Raw genomic sequence first — 11,975 nt, 5'->3', positions numbered from 1 at the left:
GGCGGTTCGCCGGCGCATGTTTAAGGAACGACACCATGAGCGACGCCACGTCAGCGACCCAGGTCCTAGTGAAGCTTGATCCCGCGGGCAGCAACAGCGGCGCCGAAATCCGCGGCCCGGCCACCCTGGGCGAGATCGTCGAGGGAACCTGCGAGCAGGTTCTGGACGTCTTCATGACGAGCGAGAAAGGCAACTTCCTCGCCGGCGTGTGGACCTGCACGCCCGGCACGATGAAGCTGACCGATTACCCGTTCAACGAGATGGCGGTGCTGATCGAGGGCCGCATCATCGTGACCGACGCCGACAGCGGCGCGGTGCAGGAGTTCGGTCCCGGCGAGGCGCTGGCGATCCGCAAGGGCTTCCGCGGCACATGGACGATGCCCGAACCGGTGCTGAAGCGCTTCGCCGCCGAACTGTGAACCGGCGCGCGCATATCGCTGAAGGTCTCTGACGCCTGCGGTATGAGGCGACATGGGCGGCGGGATCGGCCGACACAGACATCGGCCAATCCCGCCGCGGCTCGCGTTCCAATGATCAGCAGCGTGCTCAACCGCGAGAGCACGACGACATGCGTTCGCCAGGTAAAGCCGAGGTGAGCGATCGCCGTTGGCTCTTGCCGGATAAGTTCGGCCGCGCGGGCGTGGCCATGCCAGCGGCTCCCGGCCCATCGGGCGCGGGAAATTGCCCGGGCGCTTTGGTTTGGGGGAGGATACGCCGCCGCCGATGGACCTTTTCCATTCGGCGATATCGTGGAGTTGGGCATATTAGCGTTTACATACGATCTCAGTCGACCTGAACATCTGGGGTTTAACCGACCCACAGGTTTTTGTAGGCGGGTAAGGGAGCTAAGAAGTAGGGGGCGAAGGAATGGCGCTCCGTCTCGAAAGGCCTTCAATGCGTCCAAAAAATAAAATGGTAAAAGTAACGGTCACTCGGCGGCGAGAATTATGATATAAAACTTGGGATGTAAGCATAATAAAATCTGATATTAAAGTGTTATGAATTGAAGGAGGCTGAATTGGGCGACCACCAAGTTAGTTCCGTTGCTTTCTTGGTAAAAGGTGTGCGCCTGAATCCTCATGATGTCACGTCCTATACAGGCATGACGCCAAGCGAAATTAGATTATTCGGAGAAGTAAGGACTTTACAATCAGGTAAGAATATTAAATCAAGAACCGCACTGTGGCTCATGGAGGCTCCAAAGAATGTTTCTTTAGAAAATAAAATTTTGTTCATTGACGATAAATTGCCGTCAAATATTAACAATATAAGAAAAATAAATGGCGTTGAAGATGTTTATCTTGATATTTTTGTTGCTTCTGACCTGCACGATAAAGAAGAAATTTCCTCTTTTCCATAAAGCTTCCTGTAACTCTGTGTACCAAGATACATCTTGCGGGTGCCGAGGTTATAATCGGGTCGTATTGTAGTTTCGCAGATTGAAGCGATATGCGGTCGTGTCTCCGGCGCCAATCGCAATGGGGAACGCAATGTGGACACGCTCGGGGGCGCGTCGGAGAATGTCGCCGTTTCCTGCGGACGCGCGGCGGAGCGGCTGAAGATCAGAGCGAATCCCGACAACGCGGGCAGCCGCGACCCCCATGTTCTCCGCCAGCGCCGCGACGTCGATCCCGGGCGCCTTGCGCCGAGCGCAACGCGACGACGGGATCGTCGCCGGAGATCAGCCCGAGACGGCTAAGCGCCTGATCCACCCGCCACCCGCTCTCCTCCGCCGCACGACGCGCGCGGAGAAAAGCGTATGCTGAAATCATCATGCGGGCAGTTGGTGCGCCCAACCCTATCTCAAATAGTACACCAAATGATAGATTTTATTCTCGAGACCGATTGCTAATTTGGTTCTTAATCAGTCGCGATCGTCAATCGATCGGATATTTCTTGCGCATTAAAATTTCTATTCGGATCCACGGCCATCACCGCTTCCCAAAATTCTGTTGGCGGAGAGTAATCGTGCTCTTGGATGTAGTGAATTATCATGGTCGGCGCCACAAAATATGTGCCAGATTGAGTTGGTATCCATAGCTCGGCCGATCCTATGCTCATTTTTCTGTATTCGAGTTTGTCCGAGAAATAATCTAATCCACAAAACGGACATTGATGTGTGCCGCGCATGGGGTTCGCATAGTAGCTATTGCCGTTCTCCGCTAGCATCAATGATCTCAACTTATCCAAAAACAAATTTGGGGCGCGCCCCTTGTTGTAAAAATGATGTTTATCGAGCCACCCGACAGAAAATGCGCTCTCGAATATAAATCCATCGAGAGGCGAAAAATCGTTCAAGTCCTTAATATACATTTCAGATACCTCTGCGTCCCGTGTAGGGCGCTTAAATCATGCAGGCCATATTTGGGTGCGGCATGTTAACGGTGTGATTTTCAATCGACAATCATATATTATTAGTATGTACTCGAAGTACACTCGGGCACTTTCCGAAAATAAGCTAGAAATTTCGTTTTCGGCAAAAAAGATTGGAATTCTGATTTGATATTCCACCAGTCGCAGGTTGTATCCGGGCCTCCCAACCAGTCGCTGACGCTGGCGGCGATGTGGACGGCGGCGAGGAAGCTCGCCGAGAGGCGCGTCATGTCGGGTGGCGACGCGCCTTAAGTCCTTAAGGCGGCGGAACATCCGTCCGATGGCGTTGCGGGCGCGATAGAGAGCGGGCGAGACGCGCGGTTCCCAGCGACGATTGCGTTTTGGCGGGATGTTCGGGGCGACGCCGGCCGCCTTGACCTGTCGCTGGATCGCGTCGCTGTCGTAGCCTTTGTCGCCGTGAAGCATGTGGGCGGCCGGAAGATAGGCCGGCAGCGGTGCAACTGCTGCGCCGTCCGCCGCCTGGTTGCCGGTCCGCAAGAAGCCGATCGGGCGGCCCAGCCGGTCCATGCGCGCGTGAATCTTGGTCGTGCGACCGCCGCGAGAGCGGCCGAACGTCTGGCTGCGCTCGCCTTTGCCTCCTGCGGCCGAGCAGAAAACCGATGCGTCGGGCGAAGTCAGCCGACACAAGCGCCGGCGCGATCCTGCGGATGATGATTGTTGCCGGAAAATCCACGGCCATCCGCCGGGGAGGATCGCGACGCTCGAGGCGTTCGCCCCAGCCTGCGCGGCCTGACTCAATCGTCAGGTTGGCCTCCCGGCGGCGGAAAATCCGGCATCTGGCGAATTCTTGGCGCGTCGAACCCGATGTTAGCATCGTTCATTCGCGATTTCGTCGCTCAAAGCATTCCGCTCGAAAGAATGCAGCAACGTTTCCCGCGAACGCGATTCTATGGGCAACAGATTATGGGCGAGGCGGGGCATATGATTAAGAATTTTGGGATCACCAAGTCGGCCGCCATGTTTGTTTTGGCTGCGTCATGCGGACTTGTTTCGCATGTCAATCAGGCCGAAGCGCAGACCCCGGCCGAGATGTGCAAGAAGAACTACAAGATCGGCTACAGCCATCCTGTGAGCGAAGCCAAGGCGGTGCAGGCCGTCGCGAAATACGCCAAGAAGCGCGCCACCGACCTGGGCTGCGTCGATCTCCTGATCGACGCGACGACGAATCTCAATCTGCAGACCCAGCGCGCCGCCGTCGAGAACTGGATCCTTCAGGGCGTGGACGCGATCGTCATCCGCGCGGTCGATCCGTCCGCCTTCGTCGGGCTTCAGAAGGAAGCTCAGGCCAAAGGCATAAAGTGGCTGACCTACACCAAGCCGATGAAGGGTCAGGATGGGTCCGTCGGCTGGAACACCGACAAGGCGGGTGAGCTTGTCGCCGCTCATCTCAAGGACTGGGCGAAGACGCACATCGCCCAGGGAGGCGTTTCGTCGGCGGTGACGGAGCTCTCGATCGAGCCCTCCCTGAAGGGCCAGTGGGAGTTCCCCAAGGCTGCGCTGAAGGATCTCGGAGTTCCCATCGTTCTGGCGCAGGACTGCGCCGATCAGGAGTGCGGCCTCGCGATGGCCGAGACGGCGCTGCGCGAGAACCCCAACCTCCGCATCTTCATCGCAGGCAGCACAGACGATCCCGGCGTCGGCGCGGCGCGGGCGTTCCGGAACGCCGGCATCGCCCCCGAAGACGTGTACATCGGCGGCATGGACGGCTCCGAGCAAGCTCTCGTCGAGATCAAGAAGGGGACCTACTACAAGTCGACGGCCGCGATCCGGCTCGATCTTCTTGGCTATTCGATCGTCGACGCGTCGATCAACGCGGTCAATGGCGCCGGCCCGACGGACATTGTCTCACCGAACGAAATCGCGACGACCGCCGACATGAGCGCTCTCGAGAAGCTCATCGCGGTCTACAAGTGAGGTGAGCGATGCCCGCGTCAACCGCATCCATCGAACTTGTCAGGCTGCGTAAGTCCTACGGCCCTGTCGAGGTTCTGAGGGGGGTCGATCTGGAGTTCCGGGCCGGCGAGGTCCATGCGCTCCTCGGAGCCAACGGCGCCGGGAAATCCACCCTTCTGGGCTGCCTCAGCGGGGCGGTCCGGCCCACCTCGGGGTCGATCGTGGTTGACGGTCAGGCGTTCCAGGGCTTCGCGCCACGCGAAGCCCTGGATGCCGGAATCTCGATCATCTATCAGCACTTCCAGCTCGCGCCGACGCTGTCCGTAAGCGACAACGTCTTTCTCGGAGACGAGATCCGGACGCAAAGCTCTCTGCTGGACAGGCGCAAGCAGAGGGCGGCCACGTCGGACGTTCTGCAGCGCATCAACCTCAATATCTCCCCCGACGCTCTGGTCGAGGACCTGAGCGTCGGCGAACAGCAGGGCGTGGAGATCGCCCGTTCGGTCAGGCGCGAGCCTCGCCTGTTGATCCTCGACGAGCCGACGGCGGCTCTCGGCAAGCACGAGGTCGAGGCGTTGCTGGCTCTCGTGCGGCGCCTCGCGCACGACCTCGGCGTCGCCGTGGTCTACGTCACTCATCTTCTCGGCGAGGTCATGGACGTCGCCGACCGCGTGACGATCCTGCGCGAGGGCCAAGTGCTCTGGACGAGGGAGCGCAACGACGTCGTGATCGCCGACATCGTCGAGGCGATTTCACCGGGCGCGCTTTCCGTGCATCGGTCCGGGGAGCGCTCCGCAAGCTCCGCCCGGCTGGCGTCTTTCGAAGGCTTCCGAACGGCGTTCTGCGGCCCGCTGGACCTCGACGTCCGCGAAGGCGAGATCATCGGCGTCTACGGAATGCTCGGCAGCGGGCGCACCGACCTTCTGGAAACCATCGCCGGAGCGCGCAGCGGCTGGGAGGGCAAGCTCCGGCTGGGCGAAGCCGACCTCGATCACGGCTCGGTCGCGCAGGCGATGGCGGCCGGCGTCGCGCTGGTGGCCTCCGATCGCATCAGCCAGTCGCTGTTTCCCAGCCTGACCGCGATCGAAAACCTGATGATGCCGCACTATCCGCAGGTCTCGCGCCTTTGGCGAAATGTCCGCAAAGAACATCGTGTGTTTGCGGAGACGGCTCGTAAGTTGCACCTCAATCCTCCGTCGCCGGAGACCGCCGGCGGAGCGTTCTCGGGCGGCAACGCCCAGAAGCTGATGCTGGGGCGCTGGCTGGCGGGGCTGAGCGATGTTCGCCTGTTGCTGCTCGACGAGCCGACGCAGGGCGTCGACATCGGCTCTCGGGCGAAAATCTACGAACTGCTGCGCGCGTTCACGGAGGAGCGACCCGGCCGCGCCGTCATCTTCGCGACCAGCGATCCCGAGGAGGCGCTCGCCTTGGCGGACCGCATCGCCATCCTCATCAACGGACAGCTCGAACACGTCGTGGAGCCGACCATCGAAGAGGCGCAGCTTCTTTCGCTGGCTCAGACAATCGAAGTCGATCACCGGCAGCTCGCCTTAAGGAGCGCACCATGACGATGTTATCCAGCCACTTGCCTCTCCAGCAGAAGATAAGCCCACGGCGCATCGCCATCAGCCTGATCGGCTTTGCGATGCCGATGGCGACCATTGCTCTGATGCTGTTCTTCGCGCTCAACACGAAGGCGTTTCTTTCCGTCGATAACTTCACGGCGCTGATCTCCCAGAACGCCGCCGTGATCATCATTACGGTCGCCTTCGCGATGCTGCTGATGGCGGGCTATGTCGATCTTTCGGTCGGCTCGGTCATGGGACTGACCGGCGTGGTCGCAGGCCTCATGTTCCTGCACGTCGGCGTCGTCGCGGGAATCGTCAGCGCCCTGGCTCTCGGGCTCGCATGGGGCCTGATGAACGGCGTCCTTATCGGCGTTTGCGGCCTCTCGCCGATCGTCGTGACATTGGGCGGCCTCGCCGCCGCGCGCGGCGTCGCGTTGGCCCTCGCCCCGAACGCGGTTTACGGCTTTCCGGATTTCGTCGTGGAGCTCGGCAGCGGGCGCATCGTCGGTCTCGCCTACATCGGATGGATCGCGCTCGCGGTGGCCGCCGCCGGGATCGTGGTCATGGCGCAGACGCCGTTCGGCAAGCACATCCTCGCGATCGGGATCAACGCTCGGGCCGCCTTTCTGGTCGGCGTCCGGGTCAAGCGGACGATCCTGCTGCTCTATACGATGACGGGCCTCGCCGTCGCGCTCGGCGCCCTCCTGATCGTGGCGCGGCTGGACAGCGCGCCCTCGGGCACGCTCGGCGTCGGGATGGAGATCACGGTGCTGACCGCGGCCTTGCTGGGCGGCATTCCCTTCACCGGCGGGCGCGGCAGCATGTGGCGCGTGCTCCTGGGGATCTGGTTCCTGATCGTGCTGCGCAACGGGCTCGCGCTCATGAATGTCGGGACCGAGTTCACCAACATCATTTCGGGATCGGTGCTCGTCGCCGCCGCGGGGCTCGAGATGTTGCAGATGCATCTCCGCAAGCGCGGCTGAGGCGCGCGCGGCGCGGCCGCAGACGTCGTCCCTCCGCAGGCCGGAGATCGCTCAGGCTCTGACCGGACGACCTTTTGCCCGGCCCGGCCCCGCCTTGCCGCCCAACACCTCTCTTCGGTCGACGCGTCCGCCGTGTCCGCGGCGGGAGGGCGAGACCTGTTCAGCACGATTTCATGGAGACCGCCGATGTCCTGGCACACGTCGCCCAGCACCTCTCCCTTCGCCCATCTCAGCAAGGAACGGGCTCTCGCCTGCGCGAAGGAGTTCATGGCCGATCCAATCGGCCACCACTCGCTCGACCTGCAACGGATCCTGCATCGTTTCCGCGGATCGCCGCTCGAAGGGCGATGGGTCCTTGTCCAGACCAAGCCCTTCGAGGAGTGGCGCCTCGGGCGGATGAACGGACGCGCCAAGCCGATCGAGATCTTCGAGGACAAGGTGTTCACCTCGCATCTCGACGGCGAGAGAGAGATTTTCCGCCTGATGTGGAAGCAGGTGGCCGGCGAATCTCTGAGCTTCTGAGACAGGAACAGACCCATGTTGAACATCACCGCCTATTCGGACCAGATCAGTATTTTGCCGGGTGAGACCGTCAAGGTCATGGTCAACTGCGAACATCATGACTATCAGGTGCAGATGGTGCGTATCCTCTGCGAAGATGGTCATCCGCAGGGGCCGGGGAGCAAGCTCGTCCCGATCTCCTCGCCGGCGAACGGCGCTTATTCAGGGCGCAGGCAGCACATCCTTGCGGGGTCCTACGGCGTGGTGCCGCACGGTCCCGCGCTGGAGGGGCTGTCCAGTTTCACCCTGCAGGCCTGGGTCATGCCGACCACGCCGCAGAAGGGCGTGCAGGCCATCGTCTCCAAGCTGGACATCGGATCGTCCAGAGGCTTCGCGTTGGTCGTCGACGAGACGGGGGCGCTCGGCCTGATGCTCGCCAACGGCGAGGGCCGCGAAATCCTCAAGACCGACGTCCCCATGCTGGGATGGGAATGGTACTTCGTCGCCGCGAGCTACGACGCCGCGTCCGGCGCCGTCGCTCTGGTCCAGATCCCGCAACGCGATTACGCCACGGTGGAGGACGGAGCGATCCTCCGCCGGCAGGCCACGTTGGTCCCGGCGGAGACGGAAGCGCCCCTCGCGTTCGCGTCCTGGTATGGCGGCATGGACACCGGCCGGCGCAAGATGGGCGGCTTCTTCAACGGCAAGATCGACGCCCCCCGTCTGTCCTCCGGCGCGCTGACGCTGGATGAAATGATGATGGTGGGCGAGGCGGGGGCGCCTGGCCATCTGACCCGTCGCCTCGTCGGCGCGTGGGACTTCTCGCGCGACATCTCCACCGACCGGATCACCGACGTCACCGCCCATCAGCTCCATGGGAAGGTGGTGAACGTGCCCACGCGGGCGGTCACCGGCCACAACTGGGACGAGGAACGTCACTGCTGGACGGACCAGCCCGAGATGTGGGGCGCCATCCATTTTCATGACGACGACATCTACGACGCCGAATGGCTGGTGGATTTCGAGTTCGACGCCCCCGACGATCTGCCGAGCGGCCTCTACGCCGCGCTCATCACCTCGGGCGAGGATCGGGAATACGTTCCGTTCGTGGTCCGGCCGCGCAAGGGGCGCGAGAAGACGATCTGCCTCGTCCTGCCGACCGCAAGCTACCTCGCCTACGCCAACGAGCATTTCGCCACCAATCCCTGGGGCGGCGAGCTAATGTGGTTCCGGGCGACGGTGCTCGACAAGCCCCACATCTTTCTCAACGAGCACCGCGAATACGGGCTGTCCTGCTACGATCGGCATTCCGACAACAGCCCGGTCTACTATTCGTCGCGCTTCCGGCCGATCCTGAACATGCGTCCGCTGCACCTCGCCACCAACGGCGGCTTCGGCTCCTCGACCTGGCAGTTCGGCGCCGACGTCTACATCGTCGACTGGCTGACGGAGATGGGCTTCGAGTTCGACATCATCACCGATGAGGATCTGCATGCGCAGGGCGCGACCGCGCTCAAGCCTTACGCCTGCGTTCTGACGGGCAGCCATCCCGAATACACCTCGAAGGAGATGTGGGACGCCTACCACCAGTTCCAGCAGAACGGCGGCCGCTTCATGTATCTGGGCGGAAACGGCTTCTACTGGCGCATCAGTTACGCGCGCGACAAGCCGGGGATGATCGAGATCCGCCGGGCGGAGGGAGGAAGCCGGGCGTCGGAGCCTCCGACGGGCGAGTACTACCTCTCGACCACGGGCGAGTATTCCGGCATGTGGCGGCGCCAGGGCCGTCGCGCGCCCCAGGTTCTGTCGGGTGTCGGCTTCTCGGCGGAAGGCATGGACATCTCGTCCTACTATCGCCAGACGCCGGACCGGGACGACATCCGCGTCACCTGGATGTTCGAGGGGATCGGTCCCGAGGAAATCATCGGGGATTTCGGCCTGAACGGCGGCGGAGCCGCGGGGCTCGAACTGGATCGCGCCGACCGCAACCTCGGCACGCCGCCGCATGCTCTCGTCGTCTGTTCGTCCGAACGGCACACCGACGCCTACATGCTCGTCTGCGAAGATCTTCTGTTCAATCTTCCCGGCTGCACGGGAACGGAATGCGACTGGGTGCGGTCTGACATCACCTTCTACGAGACGCCCAACGGCGGCGCGGTCTGGTCGGTCGGGTCCATCGCATGGGCGGGCTCCCTGTCCCATGACGGGTACCGCAACAACGTCTCGCGGCTGACGGCGAACGTCGTGCGGCGCTTCGTCGACCCGGAGCCGTTCTCGCCCCCGAAGCTCAAGGAGGCGACGGCGACCGACGAGACGGTCTTCGCCTGACGACACGTCGCCGAGAGCCCGGCTTCCGAACGAAGGCCGGGCTCCAATGGTCCCTCTTCAGCGAGTCCCGTCATGCCGCATCCTTTCGACAGAACGATCGCCGTCATCCATTATCTTCTGACCAAGCAGCGTTTCGCTGTCGGTGACGGCCTCGTCGATCTCCGCCGCATGCTCTGGTACCTCGACGTCTCCGCCTCGGTGGAGCTCGGCTCCCGGTTGACGGCGTTCGATTATATCAAGCGTGAGGATGGCCCGGCGCCCGGCCATTTCGCCTGGGTGATCGGGCGGATGCAATCCCTGGGCGCGCTGGGCGGCGGAGCTGCGGATTACCTCGCCTATCGCACCGCTTCGCTCAATCCGATCAGGCTCGCCGACATGACGGGGTTCTCGGACCGGCAGATCGCGATCATCGACCGGTGCTTCGCGATCGTCTCCGCTGCGGGCTATGGCGGCGGACGTCTTTCCGCGGACGCCGAGGCCGAAAAAATCGTGTCGCAGACGCCTAACGGCGAGCGTCTCGCGCTTCCGGACCGGCCCCAGCCTCTGTCCGCGCTCCGGTAGTCTTAAACGTCGCTCGGGGCGGCCGGCTGCAATCGCGCCGGTCGCCTCGTACAGCGTGCGCGGGCCTTCTACGCCGACACGGAAACGACGTCTTCCGCGCGCCGCTCTCGGAAGGCCGTGAGACGCGCCACCGCGCTGTCGGGCCGAACGCTCCGGAGTGAACCCGGCTCCGTTCGCGCGTTTCGCGCCACAGCCAGCCTGGCTTGAGCGCCGATGGGCGCCGCGACTGGACCTCCCTTGTCCTCTTGAAACACTCGAACGCGACGTTCGAACCGAAACGTCCGTCTAAACGGCGGACCGATCTGTCCGACGCGGCGCGGGAAGATGTCTGAGGTTGTTGTTGAGGGCAATCGAAACGGCGCTTGTCCGGCTGTTGCAACCCAGTTTGTCGAAAATATTCTCCAGATGTTTCGACACGGTAGATCGCGCTACGAAATTCAGAGCCGCAATTTCATTGTTCGTGGCTCCGGATATCAGATGTTCGATAATTTGCAGTTCCCGTGACGTCAGTTCGTACGGCAGAGGACAGTCCTCCGCTATCAGGATCCGGGCGTTGTCGCCAACGATCCCGGTAAAGACGCGCCACCACACGCGAGCGTGGCGGAACATGAAGACATTCGGGATCTCCCCGGACGTAAGTGCGGAGAGGTGCGTCTTCAGCGCATCCCTGAGCGTGCCCTCCATTCGGGCGATGCCCGGCAGATCCACGATGTCTCCGTCGCCTGCGATGATGCAGCCGCTGCCATTCTTGACCCGTCCCGCATAAGGGTGCGCCGTGTCCCGCAGGATGTCGGTGAAGTTCCCCAGAATCGTGCGAAGGCGTTCGACGACGTCGCTCATCATGTCGGACGAGGGAAACCGCGGATCGTCGGTGCTGATGTGCAGGTCGCCTGTGTAGCGTCCGTCACGACTGTATAGGCAAAGAGTTATTCCCTCCCTGTATCCGGCGGGATGAAAAATACCTTGAACGGAAAACGTATTATAATAATCAAACGGCATCTCTGACCATTTCAGAGATCGCTGCTGACGCCCTTTTGTCTGGTAGTAATTCCATATCGGATCGGCGTCGACAAAGCCGCTTCTGAGATACGCTGCGACATGGTCATCATATCCGCTCGATGCGACGATCTCATGGCGTTTTTCGACCGGATTGAAGCTCGTGAGGCACGTGCCCGCGAAGGGGAGCCGCGACATCATGAGATCAAGCATTTCGCGGCCCGCGTGAGGATCGCAAGCGCGGCATGCGGTGGCGATGCCCGCAATGTCGATAGGTGTTTCCATGCTCGTCACTCCGCGTCAGACGAGTAGTGCATGCATAAATCGTGCCTGGAACTGTGTAAGGTCGATCTGTTTCGGAGCTGTGCTTGTCCTACGCCTCGGGCGTCCCGCGATGGCGACCGGTCGAGCGCGATATGCGGGAGACCGCCGTGCCACCGAAAGGCCATATGAGGCTTCGGCGCGGGGACTCGCCGAAACCTTCAGCAATTAATCTCTGATTAACGAGGCTCAGCCGAGGCGGCCGCAACGGTCTGAAACGTCGAGGGAACTTGTGCTGCGGGGCGCGAAAAGCGCAGCTATCGCAATAACTTAGGTCGTGGCGGAGAGGGTGGGATTCGAACCCACGGTACGGTTGCCCGCACAACGGTTTTCGAGACCGTCCCAATCGACCACTCTGGCACCTCTCCGCAGTTCGCGAGCCGTCGATGGCGGCCTCAATACACAAAAGGCGCATCGCGCACAAGGCGTT

11 protein-coding genes and 1 tRNA gene are annotated in these 11,975 nt (G+C 61.8%); 8 read left to right on the top strand and 4 right to left on the bottom strand.

Annotated features, from left to right (window positions below; translation table 11 throughout):
* Positions 1 to 35: 35 nt before the first annotated feature.
* Both ACFQ4O_RS01270 and ACFQ4O_RS01265 read left to right on the top strand, forming a co-directional pair.
* Positions 36 to 419: a cupin domain-containing protein gene (locus tag ACFQ4O_RS01270; protein WP_378773795.1), complete on the top strand. Its 384-nt coding sequence runs from the start codon at positions 36 to 38 to the stop codon at positions 417 to 419.
* 599 nt (positions 420 to 1,018) lie between these two features.
* Positions 1,019 to 1,360: a DUF4279 domain-containing protein gene (locus tag ACFQ4O_RS01265; protein WP_378773794.1), complete on the top strand. Its 342-nt coding sequence runs from the start codon at positions 1,019 to 1,021 to the stop codon at positions 1,358 to 1,360.
* 500 nt (positions 1,361 to 1,860) lie between these two features.
* Here ACFQ4O_RS01265 and ACFQ4O_RS01260 read toward each other — a convergent pair whose 3' ends face one another.
* A complete protein-coding gene (locus ACFQ4O_RS01260) occupies positions 1,861 to 2,313 on the bottom strand; it encodes a DUF7919 family protein (RefSeq protein ID WP_449288995.1) in 453 nt (150 codons plus the stop codon).
* A 36-nt stretch (positions 2,314 to 2,349) separates the two neighbouring features.
* Positions 2,350 to 3,021 carry a transposase gene (locus tag ACFQ4O_RS01255; RefSeq protein ID WP_378773791.1) on the bottom strand — a complete coding sequence of 224 codons (672 nt, stop codon included), beginning with the start codon at positions 3,019 to 3,021 and terminating at the stop codon, positions 2,350 to 2,352.
* A gap of 27 nt (positions 3,022 to 3,048) precedes the next feature.
* Here ACFQ4O_RS01255 and ACFQ4O_RS01250 point away from each other — a divergent pair, with 27 nt between their 5' ends.
* The 6 genes from ACFQ4O_RS01250 (at position 3,049) to ACFQ4O_RS01225 (ending at position 10,228) form a co-directional block, all read left to right on the top strand.
* Positions 3,049 to 4,308 (top strand): sugar ABC transporter substrate-binding protein, encoded by a 1,260-nt coding sequence (locus ACFQ4O_RS01250; RefSeq protein WP_378773790.1) that lies wholly within the window; start codon positions 3,049 to 3,051, stop codon positions 4,306 to 4,308.
* 8 nt (positions 4,309 to 4,316) lie between these two features.
* Complete coding sequence (locus tag ACFQ4O_RS01245; protein WP_378773789.1) at positions 4,317 to 5,855, top strand: sugar ABC transporter ATP-binding protein; 1,539 nt, start codon at positions 4,317 to 4,319, stop codon at positions 5,853 to 5,855.
* Complete coding sequence (locus ACFQ4O_RS01240) at positions 5,852 to 6,838, top strand: ABC transporter permease (RefSeq protein ID WP_378773787.1); 987 nt, start codon at positions 5,852 to 5,854, stop codon at positions 6,836 to 6,838. Before ACFQ4O_RS01245 ends, ACFQ4O_RS01240 begins: the two co-directional genes overlap by 4 nt.
* Positions 6,839 to 7,024: 186 nt before the next feature.
* Positions 7,025 to 7,360 carry a hypothetical protein gene (locus tag ACFQ4O_RS01235; protein ID WP_378773786.1) on the top strand — a complete coding sequence of 112 codons (336 nt, stop codon included), beginning with the start codon at positions 7,025 to 7,027 and terminating at the stop codon, positions 7,358 to 7,360.
* 15 nt (positions 7,361 to 7,375) lie between these two features.
* Positions 7,376 to 9,667, top strand: a complete 2,292-nt coding sequence (locus ACFQ4O_RS01230) for a N,N-dimethylformamidase beta subunit family domain-containing protein (RefSeq protein WP_378773785.1) — start codon at positions 7,376 to 7,378, stop codon at positions 9,665 to 9,667.
* Between the two features lie 72 nt (positions 9,668 to 9,739).
* On the top strand, positions 9,740 to 10,228 hold the full coding sequence (locus ACFQ4O_RS01225) for a hypothetical protein (RefSeq protein ID WP_378773783.1): 489 nt from the start codon (positions 9,740 to 9,742) through the stop codon (positions 10,226 to 10,228).
* Between the two features lie 285 nt (positions 10,229 to 10,513).
* Here ACFQ4O_RS01225 and ACFQ4O_RS01220 read toward each other — a convergent pair whose 3' ends face one another.
* Both ACFQ4O_RS01220 and ACFQ4O_RS01215 read right to left on the bottom strand, forming a co-directional pair.
* The gene (locus ACFQ4O_RS01220; RefSeq protein WP_378773782.1) at positions 10,514 to 11,509 is read right to left on the bottom strand and encodes a helix-turn-helix transcriptional regulator; all 996 of its coding nucleotides are present in this window, start codon (positions 11,507 to 11,509) and stop codon (positions 10,514 to 10,516) included.
* 314 nt (positions 11,510 to 11,823) lie between these two features.
* Positions 11,824 to 11,913, bottom strand: a tRNA-Ser gene (locus ACFQ4O_RS01215).
* Between the last annotated feature and the right edge of the window lie 62 nt (positions 11,914 to 11,975).

It is taken from the genome of Methylopila musalis (assembly GCF_042679725.1).
In the GTDB taxonomy this organism is placed as follows: Bacteria; Pseudomonadota; Alphaproteobacteria; order Rhizobiales; family Methylopilaceae; genus Methylopila; species Methylopila musalis.
The sequence above is the reverse complement of the archived record's forward strand: the minus strand, read 5'-3'. Positions and strand labels throughout refer to the sequence as shown.